16 protein-coding genes are annotated in these 21,447 nt (G+C 47.0%); 9 read left to right on the plus strand and 7 right to left on the minus strand.

Annotated features, from left to right (window positions below):
• Window positions 1-13: 13 nt before the first annotated feature.
• The 3 genes from K4039_RS05495 to K4039_RS05505 form a co-directional block, all read right to left on the minus strand.
• Window positions 14-1,426 carry an ABC transporter ATP-binding protein gene (locus tag K4039_RS05495; RefSeq protein WP_265234122.1) on the minus strand — a complete coding sequence of 471 codons (1,413 nt, stop codon included), beginning with the start codon at window positions 1,424-1,426 and terminating at the stop codon, window positions 14-16.
• A gap of 183 nt (window positions 1,427-1,609) precedes the next feature.
• The gene (locus K4039_RS05500; protein ID WP_265234145.1) at window positions 1,610-2,458 is read right to left on the minus strand and encodes an ABC transporter permease; all 849 of its coding nucleotides are present in this window, start codon (window positions 2,456-2,458) and stop codon (window positions 1,610-1,612) included.
• Window positions 2,459-2,643: 185 nt separating this feature from the next.
• Window positions 2,644-3,285 carry a hypothetical protein gene (locus K4039_RS05505; protein WP_375339785.1) on the minus strand — a complete coding sequence of 214 codons (642 nt, stop codon included), beginning with the start codon at window positions 3,283-3,285 and terminating at the stop codon, window positions 2,644-2,646.
• On the opposite strand from K4039_RS05505, the gene ruvB reads away from it, so the two are divergent.
• The 3 genes from ruvB (at window position 3,279) to recN (ending at window position 7,656) form a co-directional block, all read left to right on the plus strand.
• Window positions 3,279-4,379, plus strand: coding sequence for a Holliday junction branch migration DNA helicase RuvB (gene ruvB, locus K4039_RS05510; protein WP_265234123.1), 1,101 nt, complete (start codon window positions 3,279-3,281; stop codon window positions 4,377-4,379). The genes K4039_RS05505 and ruvB overlap by 7 nt on opposite strands.
• A gap of 327 nt (window positions 4,380-4,706) precedes the next feature.
• Window positions 4,707-5,282, plus strand: a complete 576-nt coding sequence (gene hemJ, locus K4039_RS05515) for a protoporphyrinogen oxidase HemJ (protein WP_265234124.1) — start codon at window positions 4,707-4,709, stop codon at window positions 5,280-5,282.
• 622 nt (window positions 5,283-5,904) lie between these two features.
• Window positions 5,905-7,656, plus strand: a complete 1,752-nt coding sequence (recN, locus tag K4039_RS05520; protein ID WP_265234147.1) for a DNA repair protein RecN — start codon at window positions 5,905-5,907, stop codon at window positions 7,654-7,656.
• A gap of 76 nt (window positions 7,657-7,732) precedes the next feature.
• On the opposite strand, the gene K4039_RS05525 is transcribed toward recN, so the two are convergent.
• Window positions 7,733-7,921 (minus strand): hypothetical protein, encoded by a 189-nt coding sequence (locus K4039_RS05525; RefSeq protein WP_265234125.1) that lies wholly within the window; start codon window positions 7,919-7,921, stop codon window positions 7,733-7,735.
• 524 nt (window positions 7,922-8,445) lie between these two features.
• Here K4039_RS05525 and K4039_RS05530 point away from each other — a divergent pair.
• The 6 genes from K4039_RS05530 to K4039_RS05555 all read left to right on the plus strand — a co-directional run bounded on the left by K4039_RS05530 (window position 8,446) and on the right by K4039_RS05555 (window position 15,845).
• On the plus strand, window positions 8,446-11,661 hold the full coding sequence (locus K4039_RS05530) for a GAF domain-containing protein (RefSeq protein ID WP_265234126.1): 3,216 nt from the start codon (window positions 8,446-8,448) through the stop codon (window positions 11,659-11,661).
• Between the two features lie 423 nt (window positions 11,662-12,084).
• The gene (locus tag K4039_RS05535; protein ID WP_265234127.1) at window positions 12,085-12,630 is read left to right on the plus strand and encodes an inorganic pyrophosphatase; all 546 of its coding nucleotides are present in this window, start codon (window positions 12,085-12,087) and stop codon (window positions 12,628-12,630) included.
• Window positions 12,631-12,637: 7 nt separating this feature from the next.
• Window positions 12,638-12,811, plus strand: a complete 174-nt coding sequence (locus tag K4039_RS05540; RefSeq protein WP_265234128.1) for a hypothetical protein — start codon at window positions 12,638-12,640, stop codon at window positions 12,809-12,811.
• Window positions 12,812-13,228: 417 nt separating this feature from the next.
• Window positions 13,229-13,741, plus strand: coding sequence for an inorganic diphosphatase (locus K4039_RS05545; RefSeq protein WP_265234129.1), 513 nt, complete (start codon window positions 13,229-13,231; stop codon window positions 13,739-13,741).
• A 552-nt stretch (window positions 13,742-14,293) separates the two neighbouring features.
• Complete coding sequence (locus K4039_RS05550) at window positions 14,294-15,202, plus strand: MBL fold metallo-hydrolase (protein ID WP_265234130.1); 909 nt, start codon at window positions 14,294-14,296, stop codon at window positions 15,200-15,202.
• A gap of 76 nt (window positions 15,203-15,278) precedes the next feature.
• Entirely contained in the window at window positions 15,279-15,845 is a 567-nt protein-coding gene (locus tag K4039_RS05555; RefSeq protein ID WP_265234131.1) for a diheme cytochrome C, read from the plus strand.
• Window positions 15,846-16,017: 172 nt separating this feature from the next.
• Here K4039_RS05555 and K4039_RS05560 read toward each other — a convergent pair whose 3' ends face one another.
• From K4039_RS05560 to K4039_RS05570, 3 genes are all read right to left on the minus strand, one after another.
• Window positions 16,018-17,172 carry a phosphodiester glycosidase family protein gene (locus K4039_RS05560; RefSeq protein WP_265234132.1) on the minus strand — a complete coding sequence of 385 codons (1,155 nt, stop codon included), beginning with the start codon at window positions 17,170-17,172 and terminating at the stop codon, window positions 16,018-16,020.
• Window positions 17,173-17,446: 274 nt separating this feature from the next.
• Complete coding sequence (gene ppc / locus K4039_RS05565; protein WP_265234133.1) at window positions 17,447-20,566, minus strand: phosphoenolpyruvate carboxylase; 3,120 nt, start codon at window positions 20,564-20,566, stop codon at window positions 17,447-17,449.
• Window positions 20,567-20,873: 307 nt separating this feature from the next.
• Window positions 20,874-21,098 carry a hypothetical protein gene (locus tag K4039_RS05570; protein WP_265234134.1) on the minus strand — a complete coding sequence of 75 codons (225 nt, stop codon included), beginning with the start codon at window positions 21,096-21,098 and terminating at the stop codon, window positions 20,874-20,876.
• Window positions 21,099-21,447 lie beyond the last annotated feature (349 nt).

Raw genomic sequence — 21,447 nt, forward strand, 5'->3', positions numbered from 1 at the left:
TTTTTACAGAATTTTAGATAACTTCGGTTGACTGCTCTTTCACCAGAGAATCAGAATTAACAACAGTTAAACACGGTTCGATCAGCAAGTCAACGATGCCGTTACCGCAGGACTCAGTACAAGACTGAACTCTAAACATCGCCACATCAACGCAGCGATCCAGATAAGTTAAATCCCCATCTACCGTTCCCACAACCCCCGCATTCAAAAAATAGACCCCCGGATTTAGCAAACATTTAAACTGAAATTTTACGACAATTGTGGTTCCCGCTTCCACATACCTAACTGACTGAGTAGAAGCCTTCAAAGAAGCACCAGCCAACTCAAAACCGCTAATCGTTTTAATCAACATTCCAAACCTCACCTTGGAAGTTGACCGCGAGAAAGTGACAGAGTAAGTATAAATATAATCTTGACGACCGATCAAGTGATTTACCACATTTTCCTTCAGCGTCTCGATGCGCGGGTTGATAATTTCCGCTCCGCGAGACGGATACCTCACCGTATTCGACGGTATCATTCCCGGATCGTAAAATTCATCATAATGTTCTGGGGATTTAGAGTGATACTGCTCCGGTTTCACCTCCGTCTTTGTGCTGTCTAAATTAGCCTCCTGAAGATTATTTTCACTGTCTTGCTTTGTCAGTTGGTTGAGAACTCGAATATCTTGCTTCAACCCCAAAACTTTATCTGGATCGGCATAAATTAACTTTTGATACTTAGAAATTACCACCTTCGGCGTGTGAGCGAGGAGTAATTCTCCGCTATCCATTAAAATCGCCGATGTACAAAGTTGCACCACAGAAGTAGCAGCATGAGAGACAAATAAAATCGTGCCGCCACCTTCTTGAATGCTTTGCAATCGAGCAAAACACTTGCGCTGAAAAGCTTCGTCGCCCACCGAAAGCGCCTCATCAACCACCAAAATATCCGGCTCGACGCTAGTGGCAACTGCAAAAGCCAGCCTGACAAACATACCGCTAGAATAAGTTTTGACGGGCTGATCGATGAAATCTCCAATATCAGCAAAAGCAGCTATTTCGTCAAACTTTTCTTCAGTCTCTTTTTGAGTAAATCCCAGTATTTGAGCGTTAAAAAATACATTTTGCCGCCCGGTAAATTCCGGGTTAAACCCGCTTCCGAGTTCCAACAAAGCGGAGACTCGCCCTTTCACATCTACACTGCCGGCGGTGGGCGTCAGCGTCCCCACAATTATTTGCAAAAGAGTGCTTTTTCCCGAACCGTTGCGACCGACAATTCCCAGAGTTTGTCCTTGATGAATTTCCAGATTGATGTCGTGGAGAGCCCAAAATTCGTCAGCGAGTTTTTTGCTGGGGTAAATAATTTCTTTTAAGCGGTCTCCTGGATGATCGTATCGCTTAAAGCATTTAGAAACATTTTTTAATGAAATTACATTTTCTGTCATCCGATTTTAGATTTTAGATTTTAGATTTTAGATTTTAGATTGATCTTATGTCCGCTAGAACAAAAAATAGGTTTGTAGTAAGGAATGCAAGTCCTCATATTTTTTAGTGAGGAATGCAAGTCCTCACTAAAAACACCTTGATGGGGATTTTCCATGTCACATTGACTTGAGATCTAAAACATATTACAGCACGTCAGCAAAAGCGGGACGCAAACGTCGGTAAACCGCAAAACCTGCACAAAATATAGCAGCAGAAATCAGCGTGGCGACACCCCATTCGCCCCAATGCTTGACTTCTCCAAGCAGTATCAGGTCTCGGTAAACCTCGGAGATGGTGGCCATTGGATTGAGCCAAAATATCCACCCTCGCCACTGTTCGGGGATGATTGATGCTGGATAGACGATCGGCGTCAAATAAAACCAAAAATTTAGAATAACACCTAATGTCTGAGGAATATCTCGCAAAAACACGGTTAAGCCCGCTGTCAAATATCCCAACCCCGCGGTTAGCAACAACTGAGGCGCCCAAACCAGTGGCAGCAACCATAAAGTAGCGTTGAGCTTTTGCGTGGAAACTGCTACGATCAGAATCAAAGCTGCTAAACCCAGAGAACTTTCAATAAAAGCTGTCAAAATCGGCACTAGCGGCAGCAAACCGAGGGGAAATACCACTTTTTTGACTAAATTTGGCTGCCCTACTACGGATACTCCCGATTTAATCAAACCGCTGGTGAAGGCACTCCAAGGTAGTAAACCGGCAAACAACCAGACTCCAAATGTAATGTCGCTGTTTTGGGGGAAGCCTGTAAGTTGGAGCTTTACCTTGAGAACGATCGAGAATACGTATGTGTAAATCACCAATTGCGATAGTTGATTCAGCAGCGGCCACAAATTACCCAGAATCGAGCCTTTGTATTGAGCTTCCAAGTCCCGCCGCACCAATGTTAGCAGCAGATTGAGCTTCGTCCACCGCTGACTACTTGCGGGCCGCCTCCCGCCCGCCGTTCGGGCTTTTTGGGCAACTCCTTTCACCGTTCTCAGCAATTTTTTCGCCCTCGTTCACTACCTTCACACCGAAATCAACTCAAGCTACAATTGTGCAGCTTTTGCTAAACCGCAATTATTCCACAGCCCCGTCGTTTTGAGCAAGCATCTGCTGGAAAAGATCAGACTCGGCGGTTTCAACCGCCGAGTCTTCTGAACCGTATTAGGTCATTTTAGCCGATCGCCTCACCCACTGCCGAACCGATCGCCAGTTTTTGCTCATCGTCGTAGCCCCACCGCTGAAAAAATTCCTCATACTCGCCGCTGGCACTCTGCAAACTTGCTAGCATTTGCGACGCTACAGTTTGACAGGCTGGCATTTGCAGGATTTGAATTAAGTTGCGCGATCGCCCCTGCACTCTAGCAGAACCAGCCGCCCTTTCCTCGCTTTGATGGCGCGAATGATAAACAACCATCGCCGCCGACATCGCCAAATTTTTCACCAGCAGTTCTGCTACGATCTCAGGAGTCGATCGCAGCGCCTCGATCACTCCGGGTGACGGACTGTCTGCCACCTGTCCCTCGTCCGTCAGATAGGTGACAAAAAACCCCCTAGCACCGTTCGGAGTTTTCACCAGAGAAGCCACTGCTTGCTCGATCTGAGCCTGTGAAAGTCTTGAAGCGTAGCTATCCCGTAGGGAATCGGCCTCAATTTCCGATAGTAAAGATTGAGTCAGCTCGATCGCCCCCTCAAAAGTTATGCTTTCCGATGCTAATAAAGAAGATGGAATATTCATAAAGAACTCAATAATTGTCAAGATTCCCCTAATAATTGTAAACAATTCCCGCTGCCCGATCGCAAATAAACATGGCAATCATCTCCTCCAAACAACAAACCCCCGACCCAAATCTACCCGAAGACATAGCCCCTGCCCCCCGAAAACAAGCAGCAAAACCCCAGACAGAATCGCTGCTAGAATCCCAAGAACTACCCGACGAAATCAATAACAAACAAGAAGATAAAATCCGACCCCAGCGGTTAGCTGAATACATCGGACAAAAAGACTTAAGAGAAGTTTTGGCGATCGCAATTGCCGCAGCAAAATCCCGTGGCGAACCAATGGATCACCTATTACTTTACGGCCCGCCCGGATTAGGAAAAACCACAATGTCGCTAATCCTAGCAGCAGAAATGGAAGTTGAATGCAAAATCACCACAGCCCCCGCCCTAGAAAAACCGCGAGATATTGTCGGATTGCTGATCAACCTCAAAGCAGGCGACGTGCTGTTTATCGACGAAATTCACCGCTTATCTAAAGTTACCGAAGAAATCCTCTATCCGGCGATGGAAGACTGCCGCTTAGATATTACGATCGGTCAAGGAAAAAGCGCCAAAATCCGTAGCATTCCCCTGAAACCCTTTACCTTGGTAGGTGCAACTACCAAGGTTGGATCGCTAACAGCTCCATTGCGCGATCGCTTCGGCCTCATCCAAAGACTACGCTACTATGAAATAGACGAACTTAGTCTAATTGTCCAAAGAACCGCCCAAGTTCTCGACACTCAAATCACCCCAGAAGGAGCCTTAGAAATTGCCCGCCGAGCTCGCGGAACACCTCGTATTGCTAACCGTTTGCTGCGACGAGTCAGAGACTACAGCGAAGTCAAAAAATTAATGCCAATCACCGCCGAAGTCGCATCAATTGCCCTCGAATTGTTCAACGTCGATCCGCTAGGTTTGGATTGGACTGATCGGTGTCTTTTGACAGCAATGATCGAAAACTTTAACGGTGGGCCCGTTGGTTTAGAAACTATTGCAGCTTCCACCGGAGAAGACACTCAAACAATTGAGGATGTTTATGAACCTTACTTAATGCAAATCGGATTTTTGCAGCGAACAAGTCGGGGCAGAATTGCCACAGCGGCTGCTTGGAAACACCTAGGTTTCGTGTCACCTAAATTATTGTAGGGTGCGTTAAGTGAGTCGCATTCCTATCAAAGAAATCGGGTTTTTCACCTCATCTGCGCTGCTCCAGCGAAAGATTTTCGTCCATCAAACCCGGTTTCTGACCTCCCCTGCGACTATTAAGTAAATCCACTTAATTAAACGTAAAATACTGATCAACCCGGATGCGGTCGGCCTGGGGCTATCCCATGACCGATCGACCCGATTTCTCGATCGCAAACAAACCGAGTTTCTTGTACAATGATTGACGAGAAACCCGGTTGCTGGATGCAAAAATCAATAAACATCTGGGAACTCTCTGCCTCTGTGGTTCATTAAAGGTGACAAATCATGGCTTATTTTTGGTTTAAATCGTTTCATTTTATTGGCATTGTCGTTTGGTTTGCTGGGTTATTTTATTTAGTAAGATTATTTGTCTATCACGCGGAAGCCGAAGAGCAACCCGAACCAGCAAAAACGATTCTCAAAGAACAATATCAAATTATGGAGAAACGTCTTTATAATTTGATTACTACGCCGGGAATGTTTGTGACTGTGATTATGGCGATCGGCTTGATTTCAACAGAACCCGATGTATTGCATGACACTTGGTTACACATTAAGCTAACATTAGTTAGCTTGTTAATAGGTTATCATTTCTATTGCGGTTGGCTGCTTAAGAAATTAGCAAAAAATGAATGCGGTTGGACTGGTCAACAATTTAGGGCGTTAAATGAAGTGCCAACTGTTTTGTTGGCAATGATAGTATTCCTAGCAGTATTCAAGCAAAACTTACCTGTTTCTTCGAGTATTGCTGCCATTCTTGCCATGATTGTATTAATGGTTGTCACCATTAATTTGTATGCCAAAAAACGCCTCAACGACAGACAAAAAAATCTCTCGTCTATTCCCCAACAAGAAGCCTAGTTAAGTCAAAGTTATTCCCCATCTCCTCCTAGGAAATGGGGTGAGGTTGTGTTAAAAAAAATATCACCACACAAACTAGGGAGGCGATTGTAGGTAAAATTCAGCCCTAATGAAGCAGTATACAATCATAAATTATCCGAAACCAGCCGCAACTCCCGCAACATTTTTTCTCGCTTACGCGCAATCTTAATAGCGGTTTCCCAAGTAAAAGTAAAAGACAGAAAAGAATCAGAATCAATCCGATTTTCATCCAAATCCATAATCACCTGCTTGAAGATATCAAACAACTCTTCTTACAACAAATTAATTTCATCCAAGGTTTTCGATTGGCGAATTTGTTGAATCAAATTTAAAATAGCCAAATTAAACCGATCTGCTTGATTTTTTTGTTTTTGTACAAAGCGCGGTCGCAACTGCCAAACCCAAGACGCCAAAAGCGTTGGGCAGCAGAAATTTATTTGGCATTGATGTTGAGACTCGATCGATAATGGCAAAATCAAAAGTATTCTAGTTAAAAATGAAAAGAGAAATCGGGAAATTCGACGCGCCCGATAGGGGAGGAACCAATGCCCAATGCCCAATGCCCAATGCCCAATGCCCAATGCCCCATTCCCGATTCCCCATGTTAATATCCCTCAGAATAGAAAACTTTGCCCTAATTGACCGCCTGGATCTAGACTTTGGCCCGAGTTTGAACGTATTTACAGGGGAAACCGGGGCAGGCAAATCGATTATCCTAGATGCGATCGATGCAGTTTTGGGCGGGAAAGTCGATCGCCGAGTGATTCGCACCGGAGCAACGCGGGCAATATTAGAGGCTACCTTTGAATTGGACAAAGCCGCGGCTTTGTGGCTGGGCGAGCAAGAAATCGAACCCATAGACGGCAATTTAGCCGTTTGCAGCCGGGAAATTAACGTATCTAGCGGTGCTCTCCGCAGTCGATCGCGCTTGAACGGAATTCTCGTCAATCGGCCGTTAATGGAGCAACTGCGTGATCGCCTCGTCGAAATTACCGCCCAAGGCCAAACCGTCCACCTCGGACAAGAAACCCTGCAACGAGAATGGCTCGATTTATACGGCGGCAAAAAACTCACTGAGGCGCGTGAGACAATCACCGCAGCGTGGCTAGGAACCAGCACCGCCAAAACAGCCCTCAAACGCAGACGACAGTCAGAACAACAGCGCCTACAAAGACTCGATTTACTACAATACCAAGTCGGAGAGCTCAGCGAAGCCCACATCGAAGACCCCAGCGAACTCGAACACCTAGAACAAGAATCAATCCGCCTGGGCCACATCGTCGAATTGCAGCAGCAGAGTTACAAAGTTCACCAAGCCCTTTACCAAAACGACGGCGACAGCGCATCAGCCGCCGACTTGTTGAGCAAAGCCGAAGTAATTTTAAACGACATGGTAGTTTACGATGCCCAGTTGCAACCAATCCTCGAAATGGTCAGCGATGCTTTAGCCCAAGCCACAGAAGCCAGCAGCCAAATTAGCAGCTACGGCGAACGATTAGAAGCAGATCCCGAAAGACTCGAAGAAGTAGAAGACAGGATTCGCGAACTTAAACAAATTTGCCGCAAATACGGGCCGCTCTCTGAAGCGATCGCCTACTACCACAGTATCCAAAACGAATTAAACGAACTTTTAGAAGGAGGCGAGTCAATGGAAGCCTTAGAACTCGCATATCAGACCGCATTAGAGCAATTAAAAGACGCTTGCAGCCACCTCACCATCCTGCGGCGCGAAGCAGCCATCAAACTCGAAACCCATCTAGTAGCAGAACTTAAGCCGTTAGCAATGGAAAAAGTGCAATTTCAAGTCGCAATCTCGCCTTGTACTCCAACCGCCACCGGTGCTGACCAAATCGCCTTTTGTTTCAGCCCCAATCCGGGGGAACCTCTACAACCCTTGGGGGCGATCGCCTCCGGGGGAGAAATGAGCCGCTTTCTGCTGGCTATCAAAGCCTGTTTTTCCCAAATCGAAAGTGCGGGTACGCTGATTTTTGACGAAATTGACACCGGAGTCTCCGGGAGAGTCGCCAGTGCGATCGCCAAAAAGCTTTATCAACTCTCCGACAAAAACCAAGTTTTGTGCGTCACCCACCAGCCTTTGATTGCCGCGATGGCTGATTTTCATTTTCGGGTGAACAAAGAAACAATTGAAGCAGAATCAACTATCGGTCAAGCAGCCAACTCCGAACCGGGTGAACGGACGGTAGTTAGAGTTGCGGCCCTCAACAGCCAGCAGCGACGGGAAGAACTCGCCCAACTCGCCAGTGGCAGATCTGCCACAGAGGCGATCGCCTTTGCCGAATCCCTGCTTGTTGAAGCCGCCGGATTGCGGCAAAGTCAGTCCGCCAAACCTTGAAAGTAGCAGAATTGCTCCCGAATCGGCAATCAACAATAGTCTTGTACTCTCCCAAACGGGTGTTCTTAAATCTGATTCAGGGTTTCAAGGAAGTTAGGAGAGTTAAAAAAACAGTTTCAACGCCCAAAACTGCCGAAAAATCTCCAACCGATAACGGACGATCGAACAGCGTCAAACTCAGTCCCTGAAAACCCGATCCGACTTTCCAGGCGATCGGGGGGTCAAAAGGCGGAGTTTTTTGGGAGCCGGAGGTTACACTGAACATAGCAACCGCAAACCTTACAAAAAAAGCTCACAGCCCCCTGATTTTAGTTCCGGGATGCCAGCGTATAGCAAAATTGACAGAAATTCTAGTTAAAAACCACAATTGTGTACAGAAGGGCACACATCACTAACAACTGGTGGTGTCACAATTGCGGCTATTCCTATCAAGCCATCCCTTTTTCAATGCCACAGCACGCATTCCTGTTCCTGCGGGCGATCGGCTCTTCGACAGCCCAAACCTACTTCAACCGGGTGCGCACAAGGCCAAAATCAGTTAATAAACCATTAAAACACCATTCGCAATCTCTAAAAAGATTCCAGCAATTGCACAGCGGCCTTACCGACTGACTCGCAGTTGAGCAGCAATTTCAACAGAAATCCCCTTGCCCAAGGCCCCGACTTCTGTAAACTGGGAAATAGTTTCACAGATACTTCAGTCTTGTGCGACCTGTGACCCAAAAAATGAACTTGCCCGCTGTCCTAGCTTAGACTAACCCTTACACTAATAAGCTTCTGTAAAGGTCTATGAATTCTCCTGCATCTTCCACCAATTACTCTTCTCTCGACAACGTGATAGATGTCACTCCTATCGGCAGTGAAAATAATCATCAAGAACGCTACTCCGCCCCTACGCCTCCGCCCCCTCCTCCTGTTGCTGCCCCTGCTAGCAGTGCCATTATCCCGCGGCAAGGAGTCACCAACATTCTTGCCAACCTAAATAAGGAAAGTTCCGTAGCAGCAGTTAAGGAAGTAGAAGAAAAACTTAAGGTTGTCAATCAAACCCTGGGAATGCTCGACAACATCCTGGAGAGCGAGGGATTTGACGCTATCCTCAATGATATGTTGCAGTCGATTACCCTCAAAACAGGGGAATTACTGAGTGCCGATCGCACCACGATATTTTTATTAGACGACAACAAAAGTGAACTCTGGGCGCTCGTCGCTAAAAACGAAAAGGGCGAAAGCATAGAAATCAGATTTCCCGCCCACGTGGGTATTGCCGGAGAAGTAGCCACGGAGAAAAAAGTGGTTAACATCCCTTACGATTTTTACAACGACTCGCGATCGGCTAACGCCAAAAAAACCGATGAAATAACGGGCTACCGCACTTATACGATGCTGGCAATGCCCCTGGTAAAGGAAGAAACAAACGAGTTAGTAGCTGTCGTTCAACTGATTAATAAATTAAAACCGAATCACGACAATCACAGTACAATTCACGAAAAAATCGACACGAGTGGATTCACGGAAGAAGACGAACGAGTTTTCAATGAATTTGCTCCCTCAATTCGTCTGATTCTCGAATCCTCCAAATCTTTCTACGCAGCAACTCAGAGACAGCGGGCCGCCACGGCGCTGATGAATGCCGTAAACGCTCTTTCTAAGAGCAGTCTCGACTTAGAAGATACCCTAAAAAGGGTGATGGATCAGGCAAAAGAACTCATGAATGCCGATCGCAGCACCCTGTGGCTGATCGACGAAGATAAAAATGAACTGTGGACGAAACTCCCCAACATCGAAGGCAAACTTACAGAAATTCGCATACCCAGAACCGCAGGTTTTGCAGGCATAGTTGCCCAATCCAGCGAACCGCTGCTGATTCCCTTTGACGTGTACAACGACCCCCGCGCCGCCGTTGCCCGAGCAACCGACGAAAAAACAGGCTACCGCACTTGCAGTATGCTGTGTATGCCAGTGTTTAACTCAGACCAAAAATTGATTGGAGTTACACAGTTAGTCAACAAAAAACGACAAGGAGAATTCCCTCCCTACAACCCAGCAGATTGGCCGCACGCCCCCGAACAGTGGAAAGCGAGTTTCAATAAAAACGATTTGGAATTCATGAAGTCGTTTAACATCCAAGCCGGAGTGGCGCTGCAAAATGCCAAACTGTTTGCAGAAGTCAAACAGCAAGAACAAAGACAAAAAGATATGCTGCACGCCCTCACTAACGGCGTCATTTCTACCGATAAAAAAGGCAATATAGTAGCGACCAATCCCAGTGCCAAAAAATTATTACTGGGTGAGAGCAAGACCGAATTAGCCGAAGGTCAATCTTTGCGCGAGTTAATTAAGTTAGAAAAAGGCGATTTTGCCAAGTGGTTCGATGCGTCTTTGTCTCCCAAAAACGATAAAGATCGCCAGCAGTATTACCCGGATCGAGTTTTGCTTTCCTGTGAAGGAAAACCGCAGAGTATCAATCTCTCGATTAACTCAATGACGGATGCTACTGACTCCAACAAGGTCAACGGTGCATTAGTCGTTATGGAAGATATTAGCGAGGCCAAGCAAGTCAAAAACTTGATGTACCGTTATATGACCCCCGAAGTAGCCGAAGCGCTGTTAGCTTCAGGGGATCATGGATTGGGCGGCAAGCGTAAAAACGTTTCGGTGCTGTTCTCAGATATTCGCGGGTATACCACACTTACGGAAAAATTGCAAGCCGAAGAAGTGGTGGTGATGCTCAACAAATATTTTGAAGTGATGGTAGATGTTGTATTCGAGTACGGAGGCACTCTCGACAAATACATTGGCGATGCTCTGATGGCAGTTTTCGGCTCTCCGGCGCCCCTAGAAGATCATGCTTGGTGCGCGATGCAAACCGCCGTGAAAATGCGATCAGAACTGAACAAATTCAATGAAGAGCGCATAGCTAATGGCGAGTTGCCAATCAGTATCGGTATGGGCATACATTCCGATCAAGTTGTCAGCGGCAACATCGGCTCAAGTAAGCGCATGGAATTGACTTCTATCGGAGACGGCGTAAACCTCGCCTCTCGCTTAGAAGGCGCTAGCAAGCAGTACGGCACTGACTTGATCATCAGCGACAATACCTACAAAGAATACAAAGAGCGACTCCACGTGCGGGAACTAGACTTTATTACCGTTAAAGGCAAAAGCGAACCCGTAATCGTTTATGAACTTGTCGGCATCTGCAAGGGATACTCAGCAGTTGGCGACGACCTCAACGACACACAGCAACAAGTTGTAGAACATTACAATAAGGCTCGCGAACATTACAAGACACCAGTCACTCAAAAACTAACCGATGATGAGGTGAAAAAAATCTTAGATAATGTCGCGCAAATGCCGGAGCCAGAAATTAAGAAACTTTCCTACAGTGTTGAGAAACAGTTGGAACAGGAACTTAAAAAGTTGTTACATCAACTGAAAAAGCTGTCAGAGTACGATTCCAAAAATCTGTCCGAAGCAGACAAACTGATCGTGCTGTTGCAGCCAGAAATCCAACTGCTGAAATTGGAAGGTCTCAAAAACCTCTCGGAAGATGAAGCCAAAATTCTGCTGCAAGCAAAAATTAAGCAGCTATCAGCAGATGAGGTGAAAAACTTGCAAGAGGGCGAAGTCAAAAAACTGTTGGAAGCAGATATCTTAGAACCGTCAAATCCCAAAATTAAGAGGCTGAAACCCGCAGAGATTAGGCAGCTATTGCAGGCTAAAATTAAAAGCCGGGCCTCCCAGACAGTTGCAGAAAAGTTAGATGAGGAATTTGAAAATCTGGGATTAGATCGCGTCAAAAAACTCCTCGGCGAGTTTAAGAAAGCTTTAGAACCAAAAGCCAAGCAAGCTTTTAGAGAGGCGGAACACGAATTTAACCTCGTTCTGGAAGTTGAACCCAAAAACAAGGCAGCTAAATTACACGTCGATCGCTGTGGGCTATATAAGCTCAGCCCTCCCGACGTACTAAACTGGGACGGGGTGTGGAATCTCACAGAAAAATAGCAGCGGCGCCTGGGTGCGGACGGGGCGATCGCGATCGCCCCGCCCTCCCATCCGACCAATTAACATTAATATCCTGTTGGGGCAATTTTAAATCAGCTCTAACAGGTATGATTGTTAGATAACCAGACGTGGACTGAGGCTTTGCCTCGCGATCGCCAGATACCCCTGTTTTGCGGTGTTTGGCGACAACAAACTAAGCACTTCTACCTTCAGAAGAGCTTCCAAAAGAGTTAGGACTTGCGCCAGCATTACCTAGTTTCTAAGAAAAATCTGGGGAAAAGGTGACGCAATATCAACTCAAAAACCGGGTTTTTCACCCCGCCCCCGTAAGTCTTAATAACTTTGGCGGCTCCTAAAAGCAGCTTGCTTTCAGCAGAAAGCTAACGTTCTAGTCTTAGATATAGAAAACTACTAGCATCAGTTATGGATAATTGGAATTCGCAATCGGGAGATATTGAGTCGGTAGATCAGGTTTACCAACTATTGCTAGAGATTGCCCGCAGTTCGCTGTCAGATATCCCTAGAATCCCCGAAAACATCACTCTAAAGTCTCTTCCCCTGCTCCAAAAATTACAAAGCATTCAGCAAAGACCACAGGTGCAAGCGTTTAAATCTGATTCGTTTTCGGTCAGCGATCTCGAATGGGTGGCTCAAGTCCGCCAACTGCTCGAAGAACTGACCCACCAGTCTTTGTCCGAACGGCCAAAAATGCCAGAAAACATGGCGGGAAGAGCTTTGACTCTGGCAGATAAGGCACAAAGCATCAAAGAAACCATAGAAAATGCAGCCGGCAGTCCAAAAGATGAAGATGAGAGCTCCTTCGAGTCTCCAGATGCGTTGCTGAATCTGTTGCACCAGAGTTTAAAAACTCAGCGCGCCAAAAGCTACAAACCCGATGCCCCCGAATGGCAGCAAGTCTTGAGCCTGCTCGACGTAGTGCAGTCAATTTACAAGCAAATTCAACGTTAAATGATAAATGACGTGCGATCGCTCGACACTATGTATCACAGGCTCGATCGCCACACCGCAAATATTCAGTAGGGAGACTAGGAGCAAGGCAAGTTGCCCGACATCAGGGCAGTTCAACCAAAACATGAGGTTGGCGATCGATCCCGACGAAATGATTGCGAGTTCGATTCCGCTCAAATAAACTCGGGCGCATCAAAACATCGACGGAATCAGACTCAGTACGTGACGCAGCGATCGAGTTCTAGATCCCAAAAATAGCCACTCGCTTTGGAAAAATCCGCCTGCCGCGCGGAAATTTGTGGCAAAGTGCCGTAAGGAAATATGTCTCGACAATAATAAAGCTTTGGAGAAAGCCCGATCGCTCTTAAAATGCTATGAAAGGGGTTGAACAATGGGAAATAGGAAATTTGAGATTCAAATCCCAATCCCCAGTCAAAACCTGTAGCGGTTCTCAGGAAAGCTCAACTTGACTTATAGCAACTAGCTCTGCATCGCCCAAGTCTGGGGATTGCACAGCGAGGGCTAAAAAAGTAAGGTTCGCCCACAAACACTGATATCGCATTCACCCCCGCTCACCTGTTAACTTGGAGATATTATTGTGGACTTATCGCTAATTCCGGCACGACCAAAACCAGGAGTGCTCAATGTGCTGATCGAAATCACCGCCGGTAGCAAAAACAAATACGAGTTTGATAAAGAGATGCAAGCCTTTGCACTCGATCGGGTGCTTTATGCCTCAGTGCAATACCCTTGCGACTATGGCTTCATACCCAACACCTTGGGCGACGACGGCGACCCGCTCGACGCTATGGTGATGATGGATGAGCCCACATTTCCAGGGTGCGTCATTGCGGCCCGCCCGATCGGAATGCTGGAAATGATCGACGGAGGCGACAGAGATGAAAAACTGCTGTGCGTTCCCGACAAAGACCCCCGTTACACTCATGTGAAGTCCCTCAAAGACTTAGCGCCCCACCGCTTGGACGAAATAGCCGAATTTTTTAGAACCTACAAAAATTTGGAGAAAAAAGTAACCGAAATTCTGGGTTGGCAAGATGTCGATCTAGTAATGCCGTTAGTCGAAAAGTGCATCGCAGCCGATCGCAAATAAGCCCTCCTGCGCCGATACCCTCGACTGCAACCGGACTAAAAATTTAGGAAGCCGAACTTAACGCAACCGATCCGCGTCTAGGACGTGCAGTCGAGGAGAGGGTGGGTAAAATATCAAATCATTGGTGAATGCCGAGCCATCGGAACGGCATTCCTCAACCATCCACCCCGGCCACAATCTTGAAAAAAAATACTACTCATACAGCAAGATTAAGCGCAAATTATCAGCAAGCTTGCGAATGCGTTCTAGTTTTGAGGAAAGTGTACCCGAACACTGACATCAACGCTATCTTAATCTCAGGACTGTTCCGCACGCCGGGCAGCCCACTTGCTGCAAAAATGGTCTCTCAAGCGTGACATTTGTGACACCAACCCACCGGGTAAGGTTGAGGCAGATCGCAGCCCAAGTGTTCGATAAGTCTGATTTCCGGGTTCGGTACTGGGATAATTTTCCTATAAGGCGTTTTATAGTACGGATTGCTAAAAAACTAAAAACTAAAAACTAAACACTAAGATCTCAACTGCCAAGTTCCTGCGCCCAAACCTAAAAAAGATGCCAGATTCCGCACCCTCTCAAGCCAATCCACAGCCTTCCGATCAGAAAGCCACTATGGAAAATAGTCCTTTGACCGAGTTTGTCGTTCAGTTTTGGGGCGTGCGGGGTAGCATAGCCACCCCCGGCAGCAAAACAATTCGCTACGGAGGTAACACCTCTTGCGTAGAAATGCGGTTGGGCGAAAAACGCCTGATCTTTGACGGCGGCACGGGTTTGCGAGTTCTGGGTATCAATCTACTGCGCCAAATGCCGGTGGAAGCCCATATGTTTTTCAGTCACACTCACTGGGATCACATTCAAGGATTCCCATTTTTTGTCCCAGCTTTTATTAAGGGCAATTGTTTTCATATTTACGGAGCGATCGCCCCTAACGGCACTACAATCAAACAGCGTCTGGCAGACCAAATGCACCACCCCAATTTTCCAGTCCCTATCCAGGTGATGCAGTCAGACCTCAAATTTAACGATTTGACGCCGGGGGATATTGTCGAACTCGATGATGTGAAAATCGAAACGGCACTGCTCAATCACCCCAATACTGCGATCGGATATCGAGTCACCTGGCAGGGACACACGGCCGTCTACTGCACCGATACAGAGCATTTTCCCGATCGGCTCGACGAGAATGTGGTACACCTAGCTCGCGACGCCGACGTGCTGATTTACGACGCCAACTACACCAACGAAGAATATTACGACTTCAAAAACCCGAAAGTTGGCTGGGGACACTCGACTTGGCAAGCCGGAGTAGAAATAGCAAAAGCTGCGGGAGTCAAAAAGATCGTGATGTTTCATCACGATCCTAGTCATGATGACAATTTTCTCGATGGCGTTGAAGCAGACGTGCAAGCAGTGTTCGCCAATAGCTGCTTGGCCCGCGAAGGCATGAGCATACCAGTGATCTAGAAAACCAATCCATCATGCGGGCTGGCAAAAAACTCCTCCAGACCGCAGAAATTAGCAGCCAGAACGCAGAAACAGAATGAATTACGAAACTCTCCACAACCATCGCTCTCGTGGCTTGCGGAAGCTTTACTCAACATTACTGGTGTTGATAATTGTCTGTTGTACCGGAGGCGGATTGGTGGCAGCCCAGACTGCCAATTCCAACACTCCGGCGCGACTTGCTCAAGTGTCTGCCGTTGAGGATAATGGAACTGTCGATCGCATCCCCGAACGCTACCAACTCGGACAGCAACTCTACCTAGAAAACTGCGCCACCTGTCACATCGGCTTACCCCCACAAGTATTGCCAACAGAAACCTGGCGTCGATTGCTGCAAGATCCCCAACACTACGGACAAACCCTGAAACTCCTAGTAGACCCGCCCAGGCTGCTAGTCTGGAACTACTTACAAACTTATTCGCGTCCCCAAGCCAAAGACGAAGAACTCGCCTACAGAGTCGCCAGCTCTCGCTATTTCAAAGCTTTGCACCCCAGAGTCAAGCTGCCGCAACCAGCAAATATCAGCAGTTGTGTGACTTGTCACCCCGGTGCATCTAAATACAATTTCCGCAAGCTTACCCCCGAATGGGAAAACTCCCCGTAGTAGAAGAATCGGCGGTTAAAACCGCGTCTATACAAGCTTGCACCCGACGGGAGCGGGTTGAAGAGCGAGCGATTACAATATCCTCTTAAGTCCGCGTCGGCGGACATCGTTTGTGTAGGCGCGGTTTCAACCGTACCTCCGATCTTCTTCCTTCTTCATTCTTCTTCCTAGATCAATCAAAAAAAACAGACGGATCGGGAGAAGGTCGATCGCCCTTTTGAAAGCGTTCCCAAGACTGCTTTAATTGAAGTGGTGCAGGATATTCGCGATCGTAAACAGCCAGCACATTCGTCAAATTCCGTCCCGGTGGCAATAAAATCTGCCCTTGATGAGCCAAACCCACCGAAGCGCCCCCGTCCAAATTCATCGCTTCCAAACAGCCGATCACCCGCATAACTTTAGCTTCTGCTTCCAGAGACAAACTGTCAAGAAAAGTCACCAAAAATAACTTATCCCCCGAAGCCGGAAAGCCGATCGCCGTTCTCGAACCCACGCCCAAAACATGAGAATCTTTAAAACCTTCCGATAAAGGAGACAGCCAAACTTTCCCCTGCTTCACCAATCTCGGCCCGCAAGTCAGAGAAAACCAATGTTGACTCCAATCCGGCTTACCTTCGATTCTAGCTGTCACCATTTCCAATTGATTTCCCGCTTTAATTCCCAAAGTCGTGCCGTAATTTTCCCAGCGGCTGTATTTGAGAAACTTACCAGCAGCCACCATATTACCCAGCACAGCTTTCTGGTCATCTTTGCCAAAAAAAGTGCCATTAGCAACAACAGCAGCCCGGTAACGCCCCACCATATTTTCAAAAGGTTCGTCGCCGTGCGTTACTTTAGAATTATTTGCTAAAGTTGCATCATTAGACAACCCAATTGTGATATAAATTTCGGGGTCTGCAAGGTCAATAGTTGTGAGATAAAAGCTTGCGCCAGCTAGAGTTTGGCTGCTGACTTGTACGGGTTTTGCTTGATTAGCGGAACGTCTGATAATTTGAGGTTGAGACTGCGCCACAGGATAATTTGTGGCGTTTGGTTGAGTGATTTTGGGGGATTTGACGATGGGATTGTTGGGCAATTTTTGAGGATTTTTATCTAATTTTACGGTGGGATTGTTGGGTAGAGGTAGAGGAGTTTGATTGGATTGTTGTTTTGAGAAAAAAGCGAGGGACTTTTGCCACAATTGACCCACAACAGTTAAGAAATTATCTCGGTTTTGGGCGATCGCAAAATAATCAGCCAAAATCCGAGCTAAAGCTATGCCCATAAAAAATAAAAAAGTGCGCCGCAGCATCGGGCGACAACCTTCAGACTGTTTGCGTTTAGACATATAGCACAAGGAAGAAGGAAGAAGGAAGAAGGAAGAAGGAAGAAGGAAGAGTTAAAAAGTAACCCGACAGAATTAATTACACTATGATTTCTTGCTAATTTTTGCTAAGTAAAGATTTCAGACAAATTTTTGTGTAATTAATTCTGTCCAACTACTTAAAATCAAAGATTGTACCGCAATAATGCGCACCTTACCATTCTTCAGATGCACAATACGCACCTTCGGCGTAGTAGGGTGCGCAGTGCGCACCTTACTACTTCAAAACTCAAAACAATCAACCCGTATTCCGCATCCCAGCAGCAATACCATTAATCGTCAGCAGAGCTCCGCGCAACAATTCACCCTTGCTGTAACGGGAGTGAATCACCCCCGGAATCCCGCCATTACCGTGCTGCCGCAAGCGTTTTAGCAGCGAAACCTGCAACAAACCCAAAGGCACAATCGTGGCATTTCGCAACTGCACGGATCGCTGAAGCGATCGATCTCCATCCAACAAACGTTCATGCTGGGTAATAGTTAAAACCAAATCCCGAATCAAGTAAAATTCGGCAGAAATTTGATCGAATAAAGCCTTAAAACGCTCTCTGTCAGCAGGCAAAGCCAATTCCCTCATGTAGTGTTCTGCAATTTGCAAATCTACCTTAGATAACGTCATTTCCACCTTGGAAATTACCATGTTAAAAAACGGCCATTTCAAGTAGAAATACTGCAAAAGTTTCATGTGTTCTTCCGGTTCTTCCAGCAAAAATTCTTGCAAAGCCGTACCGACACCGTACCAAGAAGGCAGCAAAAAGCGGCTTTGAGTCCAGCTAAACACCCACGGAATTGCCCGCAAACCGCTGATGTCTTTCTTGCCGCCGCGCCGGGCCGGGCGAGAACTAATTTGCAACTGGCTGATTTCTTGAATCGGGGTAACTTGGTGGAAGAAATCGACTAAATCCGGCTGTTCGTAGATTAAATGGCGGTAGTGTGATCGCGATTTCGCCGATAACTCTTCCATAATCTCGTTCCAAGAGTCGATGCCATCGAAACCAGTGTGCAGTAAACTAGCTTGAATTACCGCCGCCGCCACAGTTTCCAAATTGTAAAGCGCCAACTCCGGCAAAGAATATTTAGAAGCCAAAACCTCGCCTTGTTCGGTAATCTTAATTCGCCCGCTGATACTCTTTCCGGGCTGAGCCAAAATCGCCTTGTAAGCAGGGCCGCCTCCGCGCCCTACAGAACCGCCCCGACCGTGAAAAATTCGCAACTCTACCTGGTGCTTTTCGGCAACCATTTGTAAAGCTTTTTGAGCTTTGTGAATTTCCCAATTGCTGCTGAGGAAACCAGAATCTTTGTTGCTGTCGGAATAGCCCAGCATCACCTCTTGCAATCTGACATGATCGATTGTCGATTGTGGATTTTGTTCGCTTTGTTTTGCTACTTCCTGCGCGTATCCTCCGCTTAGCAAAGCCTGATAAAGCGGCAGTTCAAATATCTGCTGCATTATTTCCGGTGCTTTTTTCAAATCTTCCACCGTTTCAAACAAGGGGACTACTTGAACGCTGCTAATTCCTGTTGCTGGATCGTAAAGTCCTGATTCTTTTGCTAACAGCAAAACCGCCAGTATATCGCTGACATGGTGGGTCATGCTGATGATGTAGGTTTCGCAAATTTCCGGGCCGAACTCCTGGTGCATTTGCCGCAATATGCGGAAGGTATTAACCGTCTCGCAAGTTTTGGGAGAAAAGGGCAATTCTGCTGGAATTAATGGGCGGCGAGTTTGCAATTCTGTTGCTAGCCAGATCACTCGATCGCATTCCGACATTTCATTGTAAGACTTGGGCAAAATTTGCAAGTATTCAGCAATTTCGCTCAAAGCGTCGGAGTGTACTGTTGACTCTTGGCGGATATCTAGGTAAGCCAAATTAAACCCGTAAATTTCTACTTGACAAAGCAGATTTTCCAAGTCCCGACAGCTCAAACCGGTTTCGATTAAATTGTGCTCGATGAGCTGCAACTCGGTCAAAAACTCGGTTCCCGATCGATAAAGGCCGGTCATTCCGGGATGTTCGGACAAAGCTTCGCGCTCCCGCTGCAACTCGTCTCCTTTGTAGAGGCGCCAATTACGATCGCGCGTATTTTCCAGCCGCTGGAGCACGTAGGCTAGTTTCAAGCGATAAGGTTCTTGGCGGTAGCGGATCGCCCACTGCTCGTAAACTTCGGGAAATTCCGATTTGTCGCGATCGAGAGATTCCAGCAATTCCGGCAATACGTCGCTCCAGTGCAGCGACAAACTCAAAAGTTCGTTCAACCGTTTCACCGCACTGATGTACTTGCACAGCACTAAATGGCGTTGATAGCAAGCAGTTTGCCAAGTAACTTTCGGGGTAACAGAAGGATTGCCGTCTCTGTCGGAGCCTACCCAAGAACCGAACTTGCAAAAATTGTAACTAGGTGGTTTCAGGTAAGGGTAAGAAGCGTGCAGCGCTTGCTTTAAGCGTTGGTAGAGCTCTGGAATCGCATCAAACAGCACTTCGTCGAAGTAGTGCAAGGTGTACTCCACCTCGTCAAGCACAGTCGGCTTGAATTGGTGCAGTTCGTCAGTGCGCCACCAGAGGCGAATTTCTTCCATCAGTTGCTCTTGCAGAGTCGCAGCTTCCCAGGAAGACACCGGATACGGGCTTTCAGAGTCAGCCCCCAACACCTGAAATTTCTCGTCAACTTGGTCTAGCTTTTGGAGAATCTTCGCCATCCGCCGTTGCTTGGTGCGGATCGTGTTGCGGACAATTTCCGTCGGGTGAGCGGTGAATACTAGGCGGATGTCTAACTGATCGATCAAGCGCTGGATTTGCTGGCTGGGCACGTTTAAGCGCAGTAGCATCGGGAACAGTTGGTGAAATGTTCCGGCATCTTTGGCGATCGCCTCGCTGCTGTCTACCTTGCTCAGAGCTGTTTGGGCGGGGCCTTCCCTGTGCCGCGGGCGATCGGGCGCATCAGTTGCTTGTCCCGGCAGCTTAGAAAACATCCGTCCGCTAGCATCGTTGCTGCCAGCGTAAGCTAGCTGTTGGTCTCGCTGTTCGTAGTGCTGTTCGACAATGTTGATTAACTGAAAATACAGTGCAAAAGCCCGTGCGGCGCGGATGGCTGCGTTGAGATCGAGCTTTTCGATTAGCTGTAGGACATTCGACTCGCGAAAGTGAGTGGCCTGTCCCTCGGCGGAATTGACCGATCGCATTTGTTGGAGCAAATCCACCAATTCCTGCCCGCACTCCTGTCGCAGCACCGATTCCCACAAGTCCTCTACTACTTTGAGGCGATTGCGCAGAAACAGGTCTGATTTTGAGTAAGGGGCAGAATGGGGAATAGATGTTGAATCAATAGCCTGTTCTGAAGACTGGAGGACTGAACTCATCGGGCTGTTCCTCAATAGCTGCGGGTGTCAAGAAAATTGTATGGTTTAGTTTCGCCTAAAACACTTTTGTTTGCAGTCACATTTGAGACATCTTATACAATTTTCGATTGGCGATTGCGGATGACTGATGACTGATGACCTAAGAGTTTGGAGTACGGGGCTTGCCTTCCCTGGTGTTTTGAAATTAATCTTGTGAAGGCACTTATCTAGAAGTTAGAAGCAAAGACAAATTTTCATAGCACGGATTATACTAATTGTCAAGTTTTTGGTCAAAAAATTAGCTTTGAACTTACTTGTCTTGAGATTTCTAGTCCTGCGAGTGAGGAAAGTTGAGCACCGGGAGGCGCGAACCGCGAAAGACTTCTTCGCTTTCAATGCCGATCGAACTCACAAACTCACCAGCAGCTTTGGCAGCCAGCAACCCGCCCAGCATCGGTAAGGCGGCTAAGCTCAAGAAAATATCTGAAGGAATTGGCAACTTGGGACTGTTGGGAGTTTGAGTTTTGGGTAAGTCTTGGTTTTCCGACGGCATAGATTCTTCCTGTGTGATTCAGTATCCTTAGTTTACAGCAGAAGGAAGAATAGCAAGGGTTTGAGCAATTAAGAACGTCCTAATCGTTGGGCGCGGTTGCTCAACAAGGGAAATAATCAACTTGACTAATGACTAATGACTTAGCTTAACTGGTCTAATTGTGCCAAAATACATTCGAGCTATAGCCGAAAAAAGTATTCCCCAACGGATCGCAGCCGAGGGAAGACAGAGATGGGCAGTAATGGTTAAACCAGATACAAAGCTTAAGCTCGGCAAATAAAAGAATTGTATGTAAAACCCTGTAAACTGTGCTATCTGTAGAAAACAAAACCAGCCTTGACGAAATTTA

The sequence above is a fragment of the Lyngbya sp. CCAP 1446/10 genome, assembly GCF_026130175.1.
Lineage (GTDB): Bacteria > Cyanobacteriota > Cyanobacteriia > Cyanobacteriales > Microcoleaceae > Microcoleus.

What these genes read in the sequence shown, in the direction of transcription:
- K4039_RS05495 (WP_265234122.1), bottom strand. Translation starts at nt 1,426, where the DNA reads ATGACAGAAAATGTAATTTCATTAAAAAATGTTTCTAAATGCTTTAAG.
- ruvB (WP_265234123.1), top strand. Translation starts at nt 3,279, where the DNA reads ATGGCAATCATCTCCTCCAAACAACAAACCCCCGACCCAAATCTACCC.
- hemJ (WP_265234124.1), top strand. Translation starts at nt 4,707, where the DNA reads ATGGCTTATTTTTGGTTTAAATCGTTTCATTTTATTGGCATTGTCGTT.
- recN (WP_265234147.1), top strand. Translation starts at nt 5,905, where the DNA reads ATGTTAATATCCCTCAGAATAGAAAACTTTGCCCTAATTGACCGCCTG.
- K4039_RS05525 (WP_265234125.1), bottom strand. Translation starts at nt 7,921, where the DNA reads ATGTTCAGTGTAACCTCCGGCTCCCAAAAAACTCCGCCTTTTGACCCC.
- K4039_RS05530 (WP_265234126.1), top strand. Translation starts at nt 8,446, where the DNA reads ATGAATTCTCCTGCATCTTCCACCAATTACTCTTCTCTCGACAACGTG.
- K4039_RS05535 (WP_265234127.1), top strand. Translation starts at nt 12,085, where the DNA reads ATGGATAATTGGAATTCGCAATCGGGAGATATTGAGTCGGTAGATCAG.
- K4039_RS05540 (WP_265234128.1), top strand. Translation starts at nt 12,638, where the DNA reads ATGACGTGCGATCGCTCGACACTATGTATCACAGGCTCGATCGCCACA.
- K4039_RS05550 (WP_265234130.1), top strand. Translation starts at nt 14,294, where the DNA reads ATGCCAGATTCCGCACCCTCTCAAGCCAATCCACAGCCTTCCGATCAG.
- K4039_RS05555 (WP_265234131.1), top strand. Translation starts at nt 15,279, where the DNA reads ATGAATTACGAAACTCTCCACAACCATCGCTCTCGTGGCTTGCGGAAG.
- K4039_RS05560 (WP_265234132.1), bottom strand. Translation starts at nt 17,172, where the DNA reads ATGTCTAAACGCAAACAGTCTGAAGGTTGTCGCCCGATGCTGCGGCGC.
- ppc (WP_265234133.1), bottom strand. Translation starts at nt 20,566, where the DNA reads ATGAGTTCAGTCCTCCAGTCTTCAGAACAGGCTATTGATTCAACATCT.
- K4039_RS05570 (WP_265234134.1), bottom strand. Translation starts at nt 21,098, where the DNA reads ATGCCGTCGGAAAACCAAGACTTACCCAAAACTCAAACTCCCAACAGT.